We start from the raw sequence: 21,195 nt of genomic DNA, 5'->3' as shown, positions 1-21,195 counted from the left end.
ATGCTCACTGCTGTTGCTCAAGCTGTGCCATCCCCTGCTGATAACCCTGCTCCAGCGCAGTCAGGTTCTTTTCCAGCACCCGTGCCGGCAGGGTGTCCTTGACCGCCTTGACCAGCGCCTCCTTCGGCACAACTCCGGTCACTGCACAGACAAAGCCCAGCATCACCATATTGGCGAACATCCGGTTACCCAGACTTTCTGCAATCCGGGTTGCCGGAATGGCAAACTCCCGCACCCGGCCCTCATGATTGTGCGGCTTGACCAGATTCTGTTCCAGAATCAGAATCCCGCCGTCCTTGAGCGTCGGCTCAAACTTCTCGTAAGCCTCCTGGGACATCGCCACCAGAATGTCGGGTGCGGTCAGATAGGGATAGAGAATCTTGGTCTCGGAGATGATCAACTGGGCGGAGCAGGCACCACCCCGTGCCTCCGGTCCGAAACTCTGAGTCAGGGTCGCATACTTGTTATCATAAAGGGTTGCCGCCTTGCCCAGGATCATCCCCATCATGATGATTCCCTGACCGCCGAAACCGGAAAGCTTAATCTCCTGCATCGTCCATCGGTCCTGAATACGGCACAAACGCCTCGCCCACACTCTGGCGCAGATACTCGTTCATCTTTTCCAGATAGGTCGGCTTCTGCTTGCGCACAAACCTGCCGACGACAATCGTACCACCGAGTTCAATCTCACACTCCCGGGTGTCAATATCATTTCTTACTACCGACTTCTCCCGGTAATACTTGACAATATCCAGCCCCGAGCCCAGCTGATTTCTCCTTCCGTATACCGTCGGACAGGGTGAAATCACCTCTACAAAACTGAACCCGGGATGCTCCAGTGCCTCCCGGAAGGCATCAGTCATCTGCCGGACATGAAGCACGGTCCAGCGGGCAACATAGGTGGCACCGCACGAATCCACCAGAAACGGCAGATTGAACGGATGCTCATAGGAGCCGAACGGTGCCGTGGTCAGCTTTGCCCCGGGCGGCGTTGTCGGACCGAACTGCCCGCCGGTCATCGCATAATTGAAGTTATTGACACAGATCACCGTCATATCCATATTCCGCCGGGCAGAATGAATCAGATGATTACCACCGATCGCCACGAGGTCACCGTCACCGGAAATCACCACCACCTTCAGTTTCGGATTTCCCAGCTTCAGTCCGGTAGCAAAGGGCAGTGCCCGGCCATGGGTGGTATGGAACGAATCCAGATTCACATAGCCGGCCGCCCGTCCGGTGCAGCCAATTCCCGAAACCACGGCAATATCCTGACGGGGGATGCCGCTTTCGCGCACTGCGGTCAGGAAGGAATTAAGCACAATTCCCAGCCCGCAGGTCGAACACCAGATATGCGGAATCCGGTCCACCCTTAACAGTTCATCCAGCGGATGATGTTCAACCTGCTCAATCATCTGGTGCACTCCATGATTGCCTCAAAAATATCCTTCGGGTCATGAACCCAGCCGCCGCAGTGCGGCACATGGCGGGTCCGGCACCTGCCGGCGACCACCCGCTCCAGCTCCAGATACACCTGCCCGAGATTGATCTCGGGCATCACCATCGCCTTCACCTGTGCTGCCAGCTCCCGGACCCGGCGCTCGGGAAAGGGCCAGACGGTGATCAGCCGCAGCATCCCTGCCCGGACTCCTCTTGCCCGTGCCTCCTCGATCGCCCGGAATGCCACGCGGGCGCTGATACCATAGGCGACCACCACCACCTCCGCATCCTCAATCTGATACTCATCCAGCATCACAATTTTATCCGCATTATCACGGATTTTATTTACCAGCCGGGTTACACACCAGTGCTGACATTCGGCATTGATTATCGGATAACCGCGCTCATCATGGGTCAGTCCGGTGATATGAATCCGGTAATCCTGACCCGCCCGCACCATTGGCGGCACACCGTCCGCATCGGGCTTGAACGGCCGGTAGGCATTCTTCGGACCGCGATACCAGCGTCGGGGAAACGGCTTGATTCGCTCCGGCTCCGGCACCGTCACCTTCTCGGTCATATGCCCGACACACTCATCCATCATAAACAGCACCGGCACCCGGTATTTTTCCGACAGATCAAAACAGGTAATTGTCAGATCAAAACACTCCTGGGGTGAAGATGGTGAGAGGGCAATGATCTCATAATCCCCATGCGAACCCCAGCGTGCCTGCATCATATCCTGCTGACCGGTAAGCGTTGGCAGACCGGTTGAGGGTCCGCCCCGCTGGACATCGACCACCACACAGGGCGTCTCGGTCATTGCCCCGAGTCCGATATTCTCCTGCATCAGCGAAAAACCCGGACCAGAAGTCACGGTCATCGCCTTGGTTCCCGCCCAGGCAGCACCCAGAATCGCTGCCATTGAGGCAAGCTCATCCTCCATCTGGATGAAGGTCCCGCCGACATAAGGAAACCGCTGGGCGATCCGCTCGGCGATCTCGGTGGAAGGGGTAATCGGATAGCCGGCGAAGAACCGGCAGCCGGCAGCAATTGCCCCTTCGGCGCAGGCGTAATCACCATCCCAGAAATGGACGCCGGTAAGAATCGCCCTATTTTCTCCCATCACCCGGCTCCTCAACTGGTGTCGTCCAGATGGCAAACTCACCGCAGATAATGGTGCACAACCCGCAGTTCACGCACCGCTCCGGATATTTGACGATTGGAGGATGATACCCCTTGCGGTTAAAATCGGTTGATGATTCCAGCACCTGTTTCGGACAGAAGGTGATACAGAACCCGCAGCCCTTGCACCGCTCAATCAGAATATGCACCTCGCCCCGCGGCGGTTTTTTCTCTTCTGCATCCAGTGGTTTACGCCAGAGCTTCATCTTCGGAATAGACTGAAATTATAAAACCGGCGGTCTGCAGGTCAAGGAAAAATCAGAATTTCGCGCCGCTCCGGTATGCTTGACTCCCGCCTGAATATCAGGAAATTAATCCATGCCCGCCTCACGACTCCGCATCTTCCTGGTGCTCACGCTGGGCATTCTTGCCGCCTCCTTTGCCTCAATCCTCATCCGTCTCACTCCGGCACCCGCGCTGGTAATCGCTGCCGGCAGAATGATTTTTGCCGCCACCCTGCTCACCCCGTTCTTCATTACCCGTCAGTTCCGGCGCCGGCAGGAGCTGACGCGCCCGAAACTGCTTTTGAGCCTGCTCGGCGGAATCTTCCTTGCCGCTCATTTCGGTTTCTGGATTGAATCGCTGAACCATACCTCGGTCGCCAGTTCAGTTGTACTCGTGGCAATGAACCCGTTATTTGTCGCCCTGCTTTCGCCTCTGCTGCTCAGGGAAAAACCGGATCTACGGCTCTATATTGCGGTCAGCCTCGGCCTCCTGGGAGCGCTGGTCATCAACCGGCCCGCGCTGAACTCTCCGGTAAACTTAACCGGCAATCTGCTGGCACTCGCCGGTGCGCTCTTTGCCGCCCTTTATGTCCTCATCGGCAGAAAACTGCGTCCAGGCCTCTCGCTTGTCGGCTATGTCTACCCGGTCTATCTCATCGCCGGAGTTATCCTCACCACGCTGGTACTGGCGCTGCGCTATCCGCTGACAAGTTACTCCGGCCGCACCTGGCTTTTCATTCTTCTGCTCGCTCTCGGTCCCCAGATCATTGGCCACACCAGTTTCAACTGGGCGCTCGCCTATCTCCCGGCACCGACAGTCGCGCTCTCGATCCTTGGGGAACCGGTGGGCACCATAATCCTTGCAATGCTCCTGCTCCATCAGTTTCCCTCAGTCTGGGAAATTTCCGGCGGACTGCTGATCCTCACTGCAATCTACATTGCCACCTCCAGTCTGAAGACTGAATAAAAAAAGCGGGGTGCAAAAAGCACCCCGCCCGGAATGAAAAACCGGTTATTCCATAATCAGGAACTTGGCACTGGTGCTGGCGCCCGCTCCCTGAACCTTCAGGAAGTAAATGCCTGCTGCCAGCGCCTTCGGCTTCCAGATTACCGTGCCGGTTCCGGCAGCAACCTCAAACCGTTCCTGACTCACCACTCTGCCGGTTGCGTCAATTACGGTCAGATCAAGATTTCCGCGCTGAGCGGCAAAGTAATGAATTGCGGTCCGGTTCCGGAAGGGATTCGGACTGATGACGAGTGGTCGGTCCGGCGTTGCCATGACATTCACCGGTTTCTCCTGAATGCCCAGGAGATTGGCGACATACCAGCGCTGACAGGTATCCACCGAACTCCAGAACCCGTTCACGCTCGTCGCACCGATTACACCGATTGCAACCCGCCAGACACCGCCCACCGGCAGATCGTTCGGTCCGGCAGAGACAAACACCGACCAGTCATAAGCCCGGTTTGAATTCCGCTGAACAATCGTGCCGTTAAGCATTCTGAACTTCTGGCCATCGGTAACACAGGAGTCAGGATAAACATAGATCGCATGATCCAGCGCGCCGATGTTCGCATACCGCTCCGGTTCCAGCAGCACAAAACCGGCGCTCGGATTCTCGCTTGAGGACTGCCGCATCAGTACCGCCCGGCGCACCGTGTCGGAAACAACGATATTGGTGGTCGATGAAGAACCGATATCAAAATCGCCCACAATACCGGCATACAGTCCGTTAATCGGCTGGGAGCCGTTATTGGTGAACTCCAGGGTCAGCACCGCCCAGTTGTCATAACCGGGATCGCTGTTCATGTACCACTGCTGACTGACCCGCAGACCCTTCGGCGTTGAGTGGCCGCCATCGGTCATGGTATTCATCCAGTGCTCATCTGCCGGTGCCGGCGGTGTTACCAGCCGGAAGCTGTCCGGTGTCTGCCAGTCGTGATTGGTCCCGGAATTAGCCGGCTGGGAATAGAAGTGGTCCACGAGGTAGGTCGGCGAATTACCCGCCATGATTGCACCGTAAAAGAGACAGGAGGCTGCGGTCTTCGGCACCCGGAACCCCTGTCCCAGATCCTGTGCCGGCGGTTCGTCATAGCCGATTGAACCGATCGCACAGACCGAAAGCAGGACCGAACCGGTGTCCAGGTCAATCACAAACTGACCGGGCATTGGCGGCTGTCCGACCTGCAGGCTGAAAGCATAGTTCCACTCATGCTGATAGTTATCCGAGCGCACCTTCAGCGAACAGACCACATAGGTCCCGGGCGTAATTCCTGAACCTGCCTGTGCCACAAAAGGATCAGACCGGTTATTGCGCAGTGAATCCTGCGGAATGTTGCCGTAACTGCTCGTGGAATCGGTAATCACAAACTGCGGATGGGTGGACTTCAGTCGGGCGGTCACATTCTCGGCGGTTGCATTGCCGGTATTGCGCAGGGTAACGATGATTTTCCCGGTTTCGCCCGGATCAAACCTGCCGTTGTTATTTCCGCCCGGAGGTGAATCAACTACCATATTGAACACATAGACCATATTGGGCTGGGGCGCACCACCACCGCCAACCGGTCTGGTCGTGGTATAGGGCAGAATCGGCGTATGCTGAACCCCGGATACTGAATGCTCGCAGTGCCCTTCAGAAACGGTAATCCGCATTGTTCCCGGAGTTCCGGCATTGACCGCCAGTGTCGCCACACCGCTCGCATCGGTCCGCTCTGCCACATACACATCCGGCTCCTTCCAGGCACACACCAGCGCCCCTTCAACCGGCCGCGTGCCCACCCGCACGGTCACATTCAGATTGTAGGGACCGAGTGGAATCGAATCGGGCAACTGCACTGTTGGTGTGGCAGGCATACCGGTCCAGACCGGCATTGACGGATCCCCGAGCACCAGATACATGTAGATGTTATCAGGATACGGACTTCCGGGCCAGTATTTTGCCACATAGGCATCAACCCCATAGCACTTGATATCTGCAAGATTATATGGGGTCGGACCGTAATTGCGCACTCCAGGCACGGTGATTGTCCAGGTATCACAGGTTGCCCGGACCAGCGTTGAGCAGATGCCGTGATTCGGATATGTATAGGATGCCTGAGTGGCACCGAATGTTCCGGCTGCACCGCCCGGATACTTGCGCATCCAGGCTTCTGCCAGACACTCGCTCTGATAGATGTCCCCGTTATTGCAGGCGACATTGTAAACCACCGGTGTCATATCACCATTATTCAGCGCATAGATATGGGAGTTATACCAGGAGCCTTCGGTTCCCCACTGCCACCATTCGGTATAGTCACCATGTCCCCGATAGGCGACAATCCCTCTGCCCTGATTCAGCGCATTGGTTACCGTGGTGTTACCGGTAAACTGACCCATGATCGTCTCCACCACGCTCGGGTTCCAGTAGGGCTTAGGCATGAAGTAAATCCCGCGCACACAACCCGAGTACTTGCCTGGATACTGCTCGGAATGAGCGGGCATAATCAGCTTGTCCAGCCAGTTATTGGTGCTCGGCGGGTTTTTCTCATATTTCAGAATCTTGGCAATCTGATTGTTCAGGTCAGTCACCGATGCCGGCGAAAGTCTGCCCAGCCCGACCTCCGGATAGTTGTCACCACCGGGCCAGGGTTCAAGATCAGTGTACCAGAAATCGCTTCTGCCTACACCGGAATAGGAGCCCATCGGAATTTCACCATATTCACCCACGAGCAGAACCCAGCGCAGGGTCTTCGGGTTGTTCCGGTTGTATTCTGCCCGGATTGAGTCCTTGATCTCCTGAGCGGTAAAACTGGCTTTGGTGATCTTCCGCACCTCATAACCCCGCTGTCTGACCCAGCCCAGCAGTGAGTCATTCAGATAAGTACAGGTATCATACCGCTGATGGCAGAATACCAGATAACGCACACCCGGGTTGTAGTCGGTCAGCGGCTGAACCGGCAGATACCGGAAGTTGTCAACATAACCGGCATAATGGGGCACCATCCAGTCCGCAACAAACCGCGGATAGCTTCCGCCATAATAGTCAACCTGCACCCGGATTGCGGTGGTCAGCTCCAGCTCACCGGTTGCAGGGTTAACCTTCACCGGATAGACCTGCAGATTTGCGACTGAAAGGTCACGCCAGACCCCGGTGTTGAGCAATGCGATATCAGCATCCGGATAGAACCGGTTCTGCTGATAGAATGTCCGGTCAATGACAAACGGACCGGGCTCCTGACCGTCAATCAGCGGCGGTTGCAGCGGGTAGACCCTGCCCACCTGATAGGTCCGGGTTTCCCGGTTCAGAATCCGGTAACTGACCTTTGCCCCGCTCGGAATCCCGAGCAGAACCGAAACCTTCGGCACCTGCGGTCTGCCCTCCTCCAGGACCGCCATCACCTCACCGGGCAGATTGACAACCGTAAACTCCTCACCGTCAACTGTGGTCCGGTCCAGCTCAACACCCGGCACCCGGACCTCAAACACGGTGCGGCTGACATTCTGCTCCACGATGGTGATTTCCGGCGGAGTTGCGACTGTTCCGGTCCCCAGCCACTCGGCGCCAAGCAGACCGGCGACTGCCGCTACAATCAAAACTGTTCTTTTTAACACTTGGAACCTCCTTTGAATAGAAATGACCGCGCCACGATTCTTTGTATGATGATTATTTTAACATTTTCACCCGACCGGTCAAATAAATTATTCGGTATCTGTCCCCATCTTGACCCCTGCCGATTACTGATTAAAATTTTTTATTGAGCAACAGATTACCATGGCGGCTCGGGATCGGTTTTGATGCCCATTGTCTGAAAAAAGGCAGAAAACTGATGCTCGGCGGAACTGAAATCCCCGCAGCTTACGGACTGGCAGGCCATTCTGATGCCGATGTCCTGCTTCATGCCCTGATTGACGGACTGCTCGGCGCCCTTGCCCTGCCGGATATCGGTCAGCTGTTTCCGGACACCGACCCGGCCTACCGCAATGCGGACAGCCGGCAACTGCTAAAGACCGTGCTTCGCATGGTCAGACAGAAAGGCTACCGGCTCCTCCAGCTGGACTCAATCCTCGTTACCGACAGAACGAAACTCGCACCCCACATTCCGGAAATCCGCCAGAACCTTGCCTGCCTGCTGAAAGTTCCGGAAAACTGCATCGGCATCAAGGCAAAGACCACCGAAGGCACCCGGCTGGCACTGCCGGAAAAAAGCATCAGTGCACTGGTAACAGTCCTGCTCGCTGCGGTAAAATGATTCCCTTATACGACGACATCAGATCCAGCCGCCGGCCCTGGGTCAACTACCTGCTGATTTCCGCCTGCAGTGCGGTCTGGCTCGCCCAGTTTACCCGTTCGCCGGAACAGTTTGATGCGATTATCCTCAAGTATGGGATGGTTCCGGTCCGGATCATTCAGGGGCAGGGGCTTCTCACCCTGCTCTCCTCCATGTTCATGCATGGCGGCTGGTTTCACTTCCTCGGCAATATGCTCTATCTCTGGATCTTCGGCGACAATGTTGAGGATGCCTTCGGCCATTTCTTCTATCTCATCGTCTATCTGGTTTCCGGGATTGCGGGCAGTCTCCTCCAAGTACTGATCTCTCCATATTCCCGGATTCCGACGATCGGCGCCTCAGGTGCCATCTCCGGCGTCATGGGTGCCTATTTTGTCCTTTTTCCCCGCGCCCGGGTCCTGACCCTGGTGCCCTTCTTCTTCTTTATGCGCCTGATTTACATCCCGGCGTCAATCCTGCTCGGTTTCTGGATTCTGTTCCAGCTCCTCTACGGCTGTTCCTCAGCACCGGGCACCGGTGGCGGTATCGCCTACTTTGTCCATATCGGTGGTTTCATTGCCGGGGTGCTGTTCGGACTGCTTATCCGGCGCCGGGTCCGGCGCACTTGGTATGAGATCTATTAGTTAAAAGGGCAGGCTACTCCCGCGCCTCTTCCTTTGCCCGCTTCGCCTCTTCAATAATCTTCTGGGCGATCTCGCGCGGCACCTCTTCGTAATGGTCAAACTCCATCGTGAAATAGCCTCTGCCCTGAGTCATGGAGCGCAGACTGTTGGAATACTTGTACATCTCCGCCAGCGGCACCTGGGCTTTGATCACCTGCAGACCGCCCTGTGCCTCCATCCCCATAATCCTGCCGCGCCGGGCATTCAGATCCCCCATCACATCACCGGTAAACCGGTCCGGGACAGTAATCTCCACATTCATGATCGGCTCCAGCAGCACCACTCCCGCCTTCTCGCACGCATTCTTGAACGCCAGTCCGGCAGCGATCTTGAAGGCGATGTCTGAAGAGTCAACCTCATGATAGGAACCATCATAGACCGTCGCCTTGATGTCCATCATCCGGTAACCCGCAAGCACCCCCTTCTCCATCGCCTCCACCACACCCTTCTCCACTGAGGGGATGAACTTGCCCGGAATTGCACCGCCGTAAATCTCATCCACAAACTGAAACCCGGTTCCGCGCGGCAGCGGTTCAATCCGCAGCCAGACATCACCATACTGCCCCCTGCCCCCGGTCTGCTTCTTGTGCTTACCCTGTGCCTCCGCCTTCTTCGTAATCGTCTCCCGGTAGGGAATCCTCGGCTTCACCAGCTCAACATTGACATCAAACCGGCGCTTCAGCCGGCCGACGATTACATCGAGGTGCAGCTCGCCCATGCCGTTGATCAGCTGCTGACCGAGCTCGGCATTGTACTCATAGGAGAAGGTCGGGTCCTCCTCATGGAGCCGTGCCAGCCCGTTCGAGACCCGCTCCTCGTCCCCCTTGCTCTGAGGCACGATCGCCACCGAGATTGAGGGCTTGGGAAACTCAATCGGTGCCAGCCGGACCGGCTCCTTCTTGTCTGCCAGTGTATCACCGGTATGGGTCTCCTTGAGCTTGACCAGCGCACCGATCATCCCGGTGGTCAGCCGGTTGATCTCACTCCGCTCCTTGCCCTTGACAATGTAAATCTGATTGATCTTCTCCTCGCGCTGGGTCGTGCCGTTGATCACCACCATCCCCGACTCCAGCTTCCCCCGGAAGATCCGGACATAATGCATATCGCCGATATGCGCCTCGGAGATGGTCTTGAACACCAGCGCGCACACCGGACCGTCCGGGTCCGGGCTGACCAGAATCTCCTCACCGGTCGCCGGTGCCTTGCCTTTGACCGGTGGCATCTCTGCCGGGCTGGGCAGCACATCGACCGCCAGCTCGAGAATCAGATCCACCCCGACCTGAGTCAGGGCATCACCACCGAGCAGCGGATAGACCGTCCCCGCCTTGATCCCCTTGCGCACCGCCTGCCGCATCTCATCAGGGGTTATCTCCTGCCCCTCGAGAAACTTCTCCATCAGCGTCTCATCCACCTCGGCTGCCGCCTCAATCAGTTTCTCCTTCCAGGCAGCGATCTCATCCTTCAGCTCCGCCGGCACCGGCACTTCCTTTCTCGTGCCATTCTCATACACATAAGCCTTGTCATTCAGCAGATCCACCGCACCCCTGAGCCCGGCTTCACTCCCGACCGGCAGATAGACCGGTGTCACCTTGGTGCCGAAGACCTTGCGCACCTCCTCCGCCACCACCGCAAACTTCGTATTCTCCTTAGTCAGCTTATTGATGAAGACGATCCGGGGCAGACCCGCCTCATCCAGCCTCCGCCACGCCATTTCGGTTCCGACCTCAACCCCGGAGGTGGCGTCAATCACCACCACCGCCGCATCAACCGCCCGCACCGCGGAAATCACATTACCGAAAAAGTCGGCATAACCCGGCGCATCGACGAGATTGATCAGCGTATTCCGGTACTCACCATAGCCCAGCGCCAGGTTGATACTGATCTTGCGGGCAATCTCATCCTCATCATAATCCAGGAGCGAACTCCCGGCATCAACCGAACCGAGCCGGTTATTCTGCTTCATCGTAAAAAGCAGTGACTCACAGATTGAGGTCTTGCCACAGCCGCCATGGCCGAAAAACCCGAGATTGCGGATTTCATTAACCTTATAATCTTTCACCATTTCCTCCTGAAAATAAAAAGCTTCCGATTTTAAGTTCTGAAGTATAATCCGGGATAAAAAAAGGTCAAGGAAAAATCGCCAACACTCCGAACCGGTGAAACGGGTTTGACCTGTGGTAAAGTGGAGGTATAATCTTTAATAAATCCAAGGAGGTAAATTTGAAATTAAGGCTGTGTTTGGGTATCGCAATCCTGCTCTTTGCCTTCGGCTTCGGAATGATCAGTCCGGAGCTGGAGCGGCATCTGAGCACCGCGGCGGCTGACCAGAAGCTGCCGGTCCACATCGTTCTGAAAAACCAGTATGACACCCGGCTGCTTTTCTCGCAGGTTGACGGTCTGAGCCGGCGGGAGCGCCGGGTGCGGGTGGCAGAGATTCTCGGCGAGTTTGCCCGGAGGGAGCAGTCCTCCATCCTGAGCTATCTCGAGGAGAAGGAGCAACAGGGCCTGGTCCGGGACATCCGCTCGATCTGGATTGTCAATGCGGTTGCCTGCGAGGCGACACCGGCGGTGATCCGGGAGCTTTCGCAGCGGGCAGATGTCCACTATGTCAACTATGATCTTGCCTGGTGTCCGGACCTGCTCGAGAAGCCGGGTGCGCCGGCAGAGCCGCAGTATGATGCGACCTGGGGTGTGCGCAAGATAAGGGCGCCTGAGGTCTGGGCACAGGGCTACACCGGCCAGGGTGTGGTCTGCGGGCACATTGATACCGGCTGTGACTACACCCATCCCGACCTGGCAGACCACATGTGGGAGGACCCCAACTACCCCTATCACGGCTGGAACTTTGAGGACAACAGCAACAACCCGATGGACCAGCAGGGGCATGGCACCCATACGGCAGGCACGGTTGCCAGTGATGGCACCTCGGGCACCCAGTGCGGGGTGGCGCCGGATGCCCGGATCATGGTCTGCCGGGTGCGGACGGTAGCGGACTCGGTGGCGGAGAGCCAGTGCTGGCAGGCGATGCAGTTTGTGGTCTCGCCCCCGCTCTCACCGGCAAATGGTGCGGACCTCTACACGATGTCCTTGGGCTGGATGCTTTCCTGGAACCCGCACCAGGCGACCTGGCGGCAGGTGGCGGACAATGTCAATGCGGCGGGTGTGATCCAGATCATCGCTGCCGGCAATGAGCGGGGACAGGCAACTCCGCCGAGTGCGCTCCGCTGTCCGGGCAATGTGCCGCCGCCCTGGTGGAACCCGCAGAACACCGGCACCGGTGCCCTATCCGGTGTGATCTCGATCGGTGCGACCGACTCAACCGATGCGATCGCCTACTTCTCCAGCCCCGGACCGGTCACCTGGCAGAATGTTGCTCCTTATAACGACTACCCCTATCCGCCCGGACTGACCAAGCCGGATGTGAGTGCGCCCGGGGTGGCGGTCATCTCCTGCCGGATCGGTGGCGGTTATCAGAGCATGGACGGCACCTCGATGGCGACTCCGCACACTGCGGGCACGGTCTGCCTGATGCTGCAGAAGAACCCGAACCTCACTCCGAGAATGGTGGACTCAATCCTTGAGGTGACCGCGGTCGACCTCGGACCTGGCGGCAAGGACAATGACTTCGGTGCGGGCAGAATTGATGCCTTTGCTGCGGTTAATGCGGTGCCGAGAGGACCTTATCTGAAGATGCTCCGGTTTGTCCTTGCCGACTCTTCGGGGAACACCGACGGCTATATTGACCCGGGCGAGAGCGCCAGCCTGCGCTTCTGGCTCAGAAACGACGGCAACGCCTTCTGTGCCAACACCCGCGGCATTCTCCGCTCCTTTGACTACCGGCTTCAGGTCACCGACTCCACCGGCTCCTGGGGCACAATCCCGCCTCAGGACAGCGCCTACAACCTTGCTGACCGCTTCTTTTTGACTGCGGACACCAGCCTGCGCGCCGGCATGCTTCTCCCCTGCACCCTTTATGTTACCGGCGAAAGTGCAGATTATGCCACCAGATTCGGCATTGAACTCCGGGTCGGCATGCCCGGACAGATAATCTTTGACCACGACACCAACAACTGCCGGCTGAGCGTCTCCTGCCTCGGTGCGCTCGGCTATCTGGCACCGGAAAGTGCCGGCTCCGGCTTCTGCTATCCCAAGACCGCCCCTTCAATCCTGCGCCACGCCTCACTTGCCTGGGGCACTGACACCCTCTATGTTGTTGACCGCTACTACACCAGACCGGTAACCGCACCGCCGGACACCGAATTTCTCCTTGTGGACAGCCTGCGCAACATCTACCCGCCCCAGAAAGGACATGAGCACTACCGCGCCTGGTTCTCGGACCGCAACCATCCCCGCTCCAAACTGCTCGTTGCCAGCCAGAACAGCTATGCGGACGGCACGCCCGGCTACCGCGACTTTGTTGTCATCGTCTACACAGTTCAGAACAACGGCTCCACCACCGTCTCCAGCTTCTACCCCGGGATCTTCGCCGACTTCACGGTTGACACCGCGGGCGACATCTGCGACCAGGACAGCCTGCGCCGCTTCATCTACATCACAAGCGCCCGTGACAGCGCACCGGTTGCCGGAATCAAGATTCTGGAACCCGACTCCGGCATCCACCTGACCGCAATTGACCCGGCGGTCTACTACGAACCCGACTCCGCATTCCGCGATGCCCAGAAATGGCGCTTCCTGAGCGGTCAGATCAGCCTCCCCCGCTCCACCCGGCCTGACAACTGGGCGCTCTGCGCCTCTGCCGGACCGTTCACCATCAACCCCTTCTCCGCAATCCGGTTTGCGGTCGCCTTTGTCGGCGGTAATACAATCGCATCTGCTTTGGTCAATGCGGACAGCGCCCAGCGCTGGTATCGCCACTACATCGGCACAGCAGAACCCCAGGACCGAACCGCACCGCTCAACTCCGCGCTCACCATCTCGCCCAACCCCTTCACCCGCAACCTCACCGTCCGGCTCAACCTGCCCGCTCCTGCACCGGTCCGGCTCACCCTCCACGACATTGCGGGCAGAACCATTGCCGAAATTCATCAGGGCACAGTCCTGCCGGGCAACAGTGAATACCACTGGTCCGCAAAAGGGCTGACACCGGGTGTCTACTTCATCCGGCTGAAGACACCGGGAATGAACTTAACCGAACGGGCAGTGCTTATCCGTTAGACCGAGCCTTATTCAGTAAGGGCTGGATCAGCGATGCTGACTCCAGCCCTTTTAATTTTGCCAAACCAGACCGGCACGGTGGGGGGAACTGCCCGGACGGTACCGGCAAAATTGCAATGCCCAATTTTCCTAACAATTTGCAAAACAGAAACTTAAAACAAAAACCTCCAACCCAACTCAACAAAAACTGTGAATTTCCCGGGTTTTTGGACTCTAATTATAAATACCGCAACTGCGATATAATAAAATCTTTGACATATAAAATCTCAGTTTTATGATTAAGGTAAAATATAATCCACAGGAGGATAAAATGAGAATTAGTGAACTGATGAGCAGGGTATACAATGGCGAAGTTGTAATTCCCGAATTTCAAAGAAGTTTCATCTGGGAACCTGAGGATATTAGGGAACTCCTGGTTTCGGTTATTGGTGGTTATCATATTGGTACCATGCTAGTTATAAGATTAAGCACAGAAGATTCTCCGTTTAGGCTCCGGCTGATTGAGGGGGTTAGAGAAGTAAATAATGATGCAAGAATCGCCACTACGGTTACTGTAATTTTAGACGGTCAACAGCGAACCACAGCATTGTTCTACGCTTTACATGGACCTGACCTGCCACTAAAAGGAAGAAAGAATCCTTATCGTTTCTACCTTGACTTGGGAAAAGCCCTTGCCGGAGACTGGAATGATGCCGTGATTGCGGCGGTTAGTGCCAACAGACGAAGGATTCAAAACGATTATATCATTCCATTTACGTTACTCTTTCAAAGAGGTTATTTTGATATTGGAAGTTTGACCCAAAAAATCTATAATATGAGATTTGACAACGAAGCTTTAGGGAAAATAATAAACCTCGTCAATAACTTTGTTAATCGAGAAATTTACACTATAGAACCACCTCAGGTATCTGTTGATCTCGAGTGGATTGCCGAAACTTTTGAACGTATAAATCGAACCGGAGTCCCACTCTCTATCTTTGAACTCCTTACCGCCCGGTTATACAAGTATAATATTAAACTGCGGGATATGCTGGAAGATGCCAAAAGCAAATACGAGTTTGCCCGAATCATACCTGAGGAATACATATTAAAAGTTGTCGCGCTGATAAGAAATCTTGAATTGAAGCGCAGGAATCTGCTGGAACTTGCCCCCCAAAACTTCGAAAGCGACTGGCGTACGGCATGCGATTATCTTAACAAGGCTTACAACAGAATGAAGAATGATTACGGCATTATAAATTTCAATAAATGGGCACCTTATACTACCATGATCGTGCCTCTCGCTGGAATACTTTATTATTGTAGTAAGGTTCATCCCCAGCGTCATAACGCAATGCCCGATTATGAAAAGATTGACAAATGGTACTGGATATCGGTATTTGACAACAGATATGATCAGGCTGTTGATACTACCTCTCATCAGGATTATATCAATATGCAGAACTGGTTTAATGATAACAACAACGTCCCCGAAGCTTTGCGTAAATTTGACATTAGAACTGTCGAAATAGATACAGATAAACAATCTTCCGCAATCTACAGGGGCATCATGAATCTGGTAATTCTGAAAGGTGCCCTTGATTTTCACTCCGGACAGAGACCGCACTTTGAACCAGATAAAGTGGAAGACGATCATATCTTCCCAAAATCAGTATATGGAGAGAGCAGAATAGCAAACCGAACGCTCATTGCTGACAATAGACACAAAATAAATAAAAAGCCATCAGAATACTTCGGTGAGAAGCTGAATTTACTTGGAGAAGACCGGCTAGTCCAAATCCTCGAATCGCATCTCATACCAAGGGACGCATTATCCGATTTACTCAACGACAACATTCAGAGCTTCATGGATAAAAGAAAAAATACCATCCTGGCTGAAATTAAAAGGCGAACCGCAATCTAGCCGATACTACCCATATGGATCTGAAGAGCTAAATCTTCATTTAGGCACTAAGCGAAGCCAAGTGCCTGATTTGCTGGGACAATCTGAAATCCTCGCTCTTCAACGTAACATATATTTATTATTTAGCTATCGCTGTTCAGATTCGGGTCTGATGTCCGACCCCTCCCCCCAGTTCCCAGCCCGCCTCGAGCGCTCTGGTGTTGAAGTCGAGAAACTGTTTCGGCACCCGGGTGGCGACCGCCTTTTTGAGCGATTCGAGGCTGACCAGTCCGGTGATTTTCGCAATCGCACCGAGGGTAAGGATGTTGGTGAACAGTTCCCTGCCCAGTTTTTCCCGGGCGGTCCGGGAGAGGGGCAGACACAGGGTCTGGGGATGGGGACATTCCCGGACATAGAATTCGTCAATGACCGCTAGGCCGCGGATTTTGAGGTCCGGGAGGTATTTGTCAATCGCCTGCTGGCTCAAGCCGACGAGCAGGTCCAGTTTCCGGCATTTGGGATAGAGGATCGGCTGATCGGAGATGATGACATCCGCGCGCGACGCCCCGCCCCGGGCTTCCGGTCCGTAGCTCTGGGTCTGGACCGCATACCAGCCTTCATAAACCCCGGCCGCCTCCGCCAGAATCACGCTCGCCAGTATCACCCCCTGTCCGCCAGTGCCGGCAAGCCGGATTTCAAACTTCTTCATTCCTTTGCCCTTTCCCGGACCGACTGGTAAAGCTCGGTATAGGGCGGAACCTCCTCCTGGTCATGGAGGACGCCGATGACGAACTTGTCCCTGACCTGCCAGGGGTCGGCAACCCTGCTGACATCAACCGAACGGCTCTTGAGCCACTCGAGCATCTTGACCGCATCGCCGATGCCCTGATATCTCCCGTAGAAGGTCGGACACTGGGAGATGACCTCAACGACGCTGAACCCCTTCTTGTTGAGCGCCAGCTCGATCATCTTCTTGAGGTGGGCAACATGGAAGGTGGTGCTGCGGGCAACAAACATCGCCCCGGCCGCTTTGGCGATGAAGCAGACATCAAAGGAGCGCTCGACATTACCGAAGGGTGCGGTTGATGCCTTTTCATGGGTCGGGGTGGTGGGTGAATACTGACCGCCGGTCATGCCGTAGGTGAAGTTGTTGACGACGATGACGGTGATGTCCAGGTTGCGCCGGGCGGTGTGGATGAAGTGGTTGCCGCCGATCGCCATGATGTCGCCATCACCGCCGATCACCACCACCTTGAGCTCGGGCTTTGCCAGCTTGACCCCGGTCGCAGCCGGCAGGGCTCTGCCGTGCAGGGTGTGGAAGGTGTCGCAGTCGAGATAGCCCGGAACCCGGGAGGAACAGCCGATCCCGGAGATGACGCACAGCTCATCCTGGCTGATGCCGAGGTCAATAAACGCCCGGACCATCGTGCCCATGATCGTACCGATCCCGCAGCCCGGACAGAGAATATGGGGAAACCGCTCATCCAGGCGGAAGAAGTTGAGAAACCGGTCCGCAGTGATGTCAATCATATCGCCGCAATGATCTCCTCCGGGGTGAGCATCTCCCCGTCATAGCGCTGGACCGAAACCACCGGCACATTGAGGTTGACCGTCCGCTCGACCTCACGGTAGAGCTGACCCTGGTTCATCTCGGGCACGATCACCCGCCGCGCCGAGCGGAGCAGGCCGATCAGCCGCTGGCTCGGAAAGGGCCAGAGCATGCGCAGGCGCAGGATGCCAATCCGCCTGCCGGTCTTGAGCTCAACCTGATGCTTTGCCTCCATCGCAGAACGGGCAGCACTGCCATAGCAGACAATCACCGTCTCGGCACCGAGGTCCTGATAGTCCAGATCCCAGAGCCAGCTCCGGTTGTCCTCAATCTTTGCCCGGAGCCGGTCCAGGTTCCACTTGATGATCTCGGGCTCGTCAGTGGGAAAGCCGTCCTTGCGGTGGGTCAGACCGGTGAGGTGAATCCGGTAGCCCTCGCCGAAGCTGGCAATCGGAGCATCATAGTTGTTGGTGTCATCATAATGGTAATAATCTTCCCGGGGTGGTTTCGGTTTTGCCGGCTGCCACAGTTTCACCTCCTCCGGCAGTTCCACCACCTCGCGCATATGCCCCACGATCTCATCCATCAGGACAATCACCGGAACCCGGAGCCGTTCCGAGATGTTGACCGCCTCAACCGTCAGGTCAAAGCATTCGCGAACACTCCAGGGACAGAGGGCAACGATCGGATGATCGCCATGGGTGCCGTAGCGTGCCTGCATCACATCCGCCTGCGAGGTGCGGGTCGGAGTGCCGGTTGCCGGTCCGCCGCGCATCACATTGACGATGATGCAGGGCAGTTCTGCCATCACCGAGTAGCCGATCCCCTCCTGCATCAGGGAAAAACCCGGACCTGAAGTTGCGGTCATCGCCTTCAGGCCGGCAGCGGTTGCACCGTTCATACAGCAGATCGAGCCGATCTCATCCTCCATCTGGATGAAGGTGCCGCCGACCTTGGGCAGTTCCCGCGCCAGGTATTCAGCAATCTCAGTTGACGGAGTGATCGGATAACCGGCAAAGAAGCGCACCCCGGCACGGAGCGCACCGATGGCACAGGCTTCATTCCCGGACAGAAGCTGTCTCATCGCTTCCTCTCCGCCGGTGTAACAAAGATCGCCAGGTCCGGACAGCGGAGTTCACACATCCGGCAGCCGATACACCGCTCCGGATAAAGAACCGTAATCCGGAACCGCTCATCCAGCCCCAGGGTCTGAGTCGGACAGAAGTTAACGCAGATTCTGCATCCCTTGCAGAAGTGTTTGATTAAGCGGTGCTTATGCCCTTTAGGTCCTGTGACCTCCACCGGTTCTTCAAGGAGAAACTTCTTCATTGCTAATAGGGTCTGCCCGCTCCGAGCTGTTTCCAGAGTTCAAACAGGCGCCGGCACTCCTCTGCCATGAAACCGGGAACAAGTTCGGGCGGAGCCGGGTTATACCGGTTAAGTGTCTCGCTGGGAACCGGCAGTTCGTTGAATCCGGCATTCCGGGCATCCTCAATCCGGGCACCGAAGATGACCCGGCTGATCCGCGCCCAGTGTGCCGCAGTATAGCACATCGGACAGGGTTCGCAGGTGGTGTAGAGTTCAGCACCCGAGAGATCAATCGTTCTGAGCTGCTGGCAGGCGGTCCGGAGCGCATTGATCTCCGCATGGGCGGTCGGGTCGGTGTCCTGCCAGACGGTGTTGTGGGCACGGGCAATAACTCTGCCGTCTTTAACCAGCACACAGCCGAACGGTGCCTGTCCGTTCTCAATCGCCCGCAGTGCCTGCTCAATCGCCAGGTTCATGGCGGTACGAGGGTCAATTTCCGGCATGGCTATTTCCCCTTGCTGGTGGTTTTCCTTCTGAACTTTTTCAGCGTCCCCTCCAGCCAGTCAAACCACGCCTTCAGCCCTTCACCGGTGCGGCAGGAAAGCCGGATAATCGGCACCCTGGGCTTGAGTTTCCGCACCGCCCGGCTGAAGCGCTCAATGCTGAAGTCAACATAAGGCAGGAGGTCAATCTTGTTGATGATAATCACATCCGATTTTGAGAACATCAGCGGGTATTTCTCCGGTTTGTCACTGCCCTCCGGCGTGGAAATGATCGTAACATTGTAATGGGCAGGCAGGCGGAACTCTGCCGGACAGACCAGGTTGCCCACATTTTCAATGATGAGCAGGTCAAGTCCCTCCAGCTCCAGCCGGGCAAACACCGGTTCAAGCATCATCCCGTCAAGATGGCAGGCGCCCTGAGTATTGAGCTGGGTGCAGCCCACACCCTGCGCCACCACCCGCTGTGCATCCAGATCCCCCTGAATATCACCCTCAATCACCCAGAGCCGGTAGCGGTCCTTGAGCGCCTGAACGGTCCTCTCAATCAGGCTGGTCTTGCCCGCACCCGGTCCGGACATGATGTTGATGCTTAAAACCCGGTGCCGGTTGAGCAAACCGAGCTGCTTTTCTGCCAGGGCGTCGTTTGACGCCAGAATCGGCTGCATCAGCCGGATTTCAGCCATCTGAGCCTCCTTGCATCCACGATTACCGTCTGCTCCCTTCCGGAGCCGACCGAGACCATCGCCACCGGACAGTCCACAAGCTGAGCAATCTTTTCAATGTACTTTTTTGCCCGGACCGGCAGGTCACCATAGCGCCGGCAGCCCGAAGTCGGCTCGCACCAGCCGGGCAGGGTGATCAACTCGGGTTCAAGCCCGTCTGCCAGAAACGGATCAAACTCCCGGACCCTTTTCCCCTGATACCGGTAGCCGGTGCCGATTCTGATTTCCGGCAGGGAGTCCAGGACATCAAGTTTGGTAATGACCAGCGCATTGAGCCGGTTGTAGCGCACCGCTGCCCGGACCAGTCCGGCATCAAACCAGCCGCAGCGCCGGGGTCTGCCGGTGGTGGCACCGTATTCCGCTCCCAGCTCCCGCAGTTGTTCCCCTTCCTTTTCCTGCAGTTCGGTCGGAAACGGACCCGCACCCACCCGGGTGGTGTAAGCCTTGGCAACCCCGACCGCCTCCTCCAGCCAGAACGGGCTGATACCACTGCCCAGCGCCGCACCCGCAACCACGGTTGAGGAGGTGGTAACATAGGGATAGGAGCCGAGGTCAATGTCCAGATGGGTGCCCTGGGCACCCTCAAACAGCACCCGCCGGTCCTGTCGCAGCATCTGCTCAATCAGCAGGGTGCCGTCAACAATCATCGGTGTCAACCCGCGGGTCGCCTCCCAGTATTCGGTGAAGACCTGCTTGAAGTTCAGCGGTTCTGCCTTGTAAATCTCCATCAGCCGGAAGTTGGCAGCTGCCAGATTGCGCCGGAGTTTCTCCTCAAACCGGTCCTCATTGAGCAGGTCACCGGCACGGATGCCGATCCGGGAGTATTTGTCTCCGTATGCCGGTCCGATGCCTCTGCCGGTAGTGCCGATTCTGCGGTCTGCCAGCTGTTCTTCCTGCAGCCGGTCCAGGACCCGGTGATAGGGCAGAATCAGATGGGTCCGGCGGTCAATGAACAGCCGTTTTTCCACCCGGATCCCGTTTTTCTCAATTTCGTCCAGCTCCTCGTTGAGCCGGAAGGGGTCAAGGACACAGCCCAGCCCGATGACACAGCGGGTCCGGGCATAGAGGATCCCGGAGGGCACCTGATGAAATGTGAATCTGCCCCGGGGCGAACAGACCGTATGACCCGCATTCGGACCGCCCTGGAACCGGACCACCAGCTGTGCGGTCCGGGCAAGCAGATCAACAATTTTACCCTTGCCCTCATCACCCCACTGCGTCCCGACAATTGTCAGATTTGCCATGTCCGGATTTCAGGAGGAGCGCAGTTGTATCCG

Annotated in this window: 18 protein-coding genes; 5 read left to right on the top strand and 13 right to left on the bottom strand. The window is 56.5% G+C overall.

Going from position 1 to position 21,195, the window contains the following annotated elements; genetic code table 11:
* Window positions 1-4 precede the first annotated feature (4 nt).
* From ABIK48_02930 to ABIK48_02915, 4 genes are read right to left on the bottom strand one after another with little or no spacing between them, the layout of a single operon-like run.
* Window positions 5-553, bottom strand: coding sequence for a 2-oxoacid:acceptor oxidoreductase family protein (locus tag ABIK48_02930; GenBank protein ID MEO0021110.1), 549 nt, complete (start codon window positions 551-553; stop codon window positions 5-7).
* On the bottom strand, window positions 540-1,415 hold the full coding sequence (locus ABIK48_02925; protein ID MEO0021109.1) for a 2-oxoacid:ferredoxin oxidoreductase subunit beta: 876 nt from the start codon (window positions 1,413-1,415) through the stop codon (window positions 540-542). Before ABIK48_02925 ends, ABIK48_02930 begins: the two co-directional genes overlap by 14 nt.
* Window positions 1,412-2,566 carry a 2-oxoacid:acceptor oxidoreductase subunit alpha gene (locus ABIK48_02920; protein MEO0021108.1) on the bottom strand — a complete coding sequence of 385 codons (1,155 nt, stop codon included), beginning with the start codon at window positions 2,564-2,566 and terminating at the stop codon, window positions 1,412-1,414. The genes ABIK48_02925 and ABIK48_02920 overlap by 4 nt, the downstream gene beginning before the upstream one ends.
* Entirely contained in the window at window positions 2,553-2,831 is a 279-nt protein-coding gene (locus tag ABIK48_02915; protein MEO0021107.1) for a 4Fe-4S dicluster domain-containing protein, read from the bottom strand. The genes ABIK48_02920 and ABIK48_02915 overlap by 14 nt, the downstream gene beginning before the upstream one ends.
* 112 nt (window positions 2,832-2,943) lie before the next feature.
* On the opposite strand from ABIK48_02915, the gene ABIK48_02910 reads away from it, so the two are divergent.
* A complete protein-coding gene (locus tag ABIK48_02910) occupies window positions 2,944-3,816 on the top strand; it encodes a DMT family transporter (protein MEO0021106.1) in 873 nt (290 codons plus the stop codon).
* Window positions 3,817-3,861: 45 nt separating this feature from the next.
* Here ABIK48_02910 and ABIK48_02905 read toward each other — a convergent pair whose 3' ends face one another.
* Complete coding sequence (locus tag ABIK48_02905; GenBank protein MEO0021105.1) at window positions 3,862-7,440, bottom strand: C25 family cysteine peptidase; 3,579 nt, start codon at window positions 7,438-7,440, stop codon at window positions 3,862-3,864.
* 143 nt (window positions 7,441-7,583) lie between these two features.
* Between ABIK48_02905 and ispF the strand changes: the two genes are divergently transcribed.
* Both ispF and ABIK48_02895 read left to right on the top strand, forming a co-directional pair.
* Window positions 7,584-8,078 carry a 2-C-methyl-D-erythritol 2,4-cyclodiphosphate synthase gene (gene ispF, locus ABIK48_02900; protein MEO0021104.1) on the top strand — a complete coding sequence of 165 codons (495 nt, stop codon included), beginning with the start codon at window positions 7,584-7,586 and terminating at the stop codon, window positions 8,076-8,078.
* Window positions 8,075-8,740: a rhomboid family intramembrane serine protease gene (locus tag ABIK48_02895; GenBank protein MEO0021103.1), complete on the top strand. Its 666-nt coding sequence runs from the start codon at window positions 8,075-8,077 to the stop codon at window positions 8,738-8,740. Before ispF ends, ABIK48_02895 begins: the two co-directional genes overlap by 4 nt.
* 13 nt (window positions 8,741-8,753) lie before the next feature.
* Here ABIK48_02895 and fusA read toward each other — a convergent pair whose 3' ends face one another.
* A complete protein-coding gene (gene fusA, locus ABIK48_02890; protein ID MEO0021102.1) occupies window positions 8,754-10,838 on the bottom strand; it encodes an elongation factor G in 2,085 nt (694 codons plus the stop codon).
* 161 nt (window positions 10,839-10,999) lie between these two features.
* Between fusA and ABIK48_02885 the strand changes: the two genes are divergently transcribed.
* Window positions 11,000-13,954 carry a S8 family serine peptidase gene (locus ABIK48_02885; GenBank protein MEO0021101.1) on the top strand — a complete coding sequence of 985 codons (2,955 nt, stop codon included), beginning with the start codon at window positions 11,000-11,002 and terminating at the stop codon, window positions 13,952-13,954.
* Between the two features lie 274 nt (window positions 13,955-14,228).
* A complete protein-coding gene (locus ABIK48_02880) occupies window positions 14,229-15,857 on the top strand; it encodes a DUF262 domain-containing protein (GenBank protein ID MEO0021100.1) in 1,629 nt (542 codons plus the stop codon).
* 136 nt (window positions 15,858-15,993) lie between these two features.
* Here the strand turns inward: ABIK48_02880 and ABIK48_02875 are convergent, their stop codons facing one another.
* Genes ABIK48_02875 through ABIK48_02845 form a run of 7 tightly spaced genes read right to left on the bottom strand, consistent with a single transcriptional unit; the run spans window position 15,994 to window position 21,162 of the window.
* The gene (locus ABIK48_02875; GenBank protein ID MEO0021099.1) at window positions 15,994-16,545 is read right to left on the bottom strand and encodes a 2-oxoacid:acceptor oxidoreductase family protein; all 552 of its coding nucleotides are present in this window, start codon (window positions 16,543-16,545) and stop codon (window positions 15,994-15,996) included.
* Entirely contained in the window at window positions 16,542-17,366 is an 825-nt protein-coding gene (locus ABIK48_02870) for a 2-oxoacid:ferredoxin oxidoreductase subunit beta (GenBank protein MEO0021098.1), read from the bottom strand. The genes ABIK48_02875 and ABIK48_02870 overlap by 4 nt, the downstream gene beginning before the upstream one ends.
* Entirely contained in the window at window positions 17,363-18,469 is a 1,107-nt protein-coding gene (locus tag ABIK48_02865; protein ID MEO0021097.1) for a 2-oxoacid:acceptor oxidoreductase subunit alpha, read from the bottom strand. Before ABIK48_02865 ends, ABIK48_02870 begins: the two co-directional genes overlap by 4 nt.
* Window positions 18,466-18,714, bottom strand: a complete 249-nt coding sequence (locus tag ABIK48_02860) for a 4Fe-4S binding protein (protein MEO0021096.1) — start codon at window positions 18,712-18,714, stop codon at window positions 18,466-18,468. The genes ABIK48_02865 and ABIK48_02860 overlap by 4 nt, the downstream gene beginning before the upstream one ends.
* A gap of 2 nt (window positions 18,715-18,716) precedes the next feature.
* Window positions 18,717-19,196 carry a nucleoside deaminase gene (locus ABIK48_02855; GenBank protein MEO0021095.1) on the bottom strand — a complete coding sequence of 160 codons (480 nt, stop codon included), beginning with the start codon at window positions 19,194-19,196 and terminating at the stop codon, window positions 18,717-18,719.
* Window positions 19,197-19,198: 2 nt separating this feature from the next.
* On the bottom strand, window positions 19,199-19,879 hold the full coding sequence (gene hypB, locus ABIK48_02850) for a hydrogenase nickel incorporation protein HypB (GenBank protein ID MEO0021094.1): 681 nt from the start codon (window positions 19,877-19,879) through the stop codon (window positions 19,199-19,201).
* Window positions 19,861-21,162 carry an adenylosuccinate synthase gene (locus ABIK48_02845; protein MEO0021093.1) on the bottom strand — a complete coding sequence of 434 codons (1,302 nt, stop codon included), beginning with the start codon at window positions 21,160-21,162 and terminating at the stop codon, window positions 19,861-19,863. The genes hypB and ABIK48_02845 overlap by 19 nt, the downstream gene beginning before the upstream one ends.
* Between the last annotated feature and the right edge of the window lie 33 nt (window positions 21,163-21,195).

Source organism: candidate division WOR-3 bacterium (assembly GCA_039801085.1).
GTDB lineage: Bacteria > Hydrothermota > Tepidihabitantia > Tepidihabitantales > Tepidihabitantaceae > JAOABP01.
Note: the sequence above shows the minus strand (reverse complement) of the source record. Positions and strands in the feature narration are given on the sequence as shown.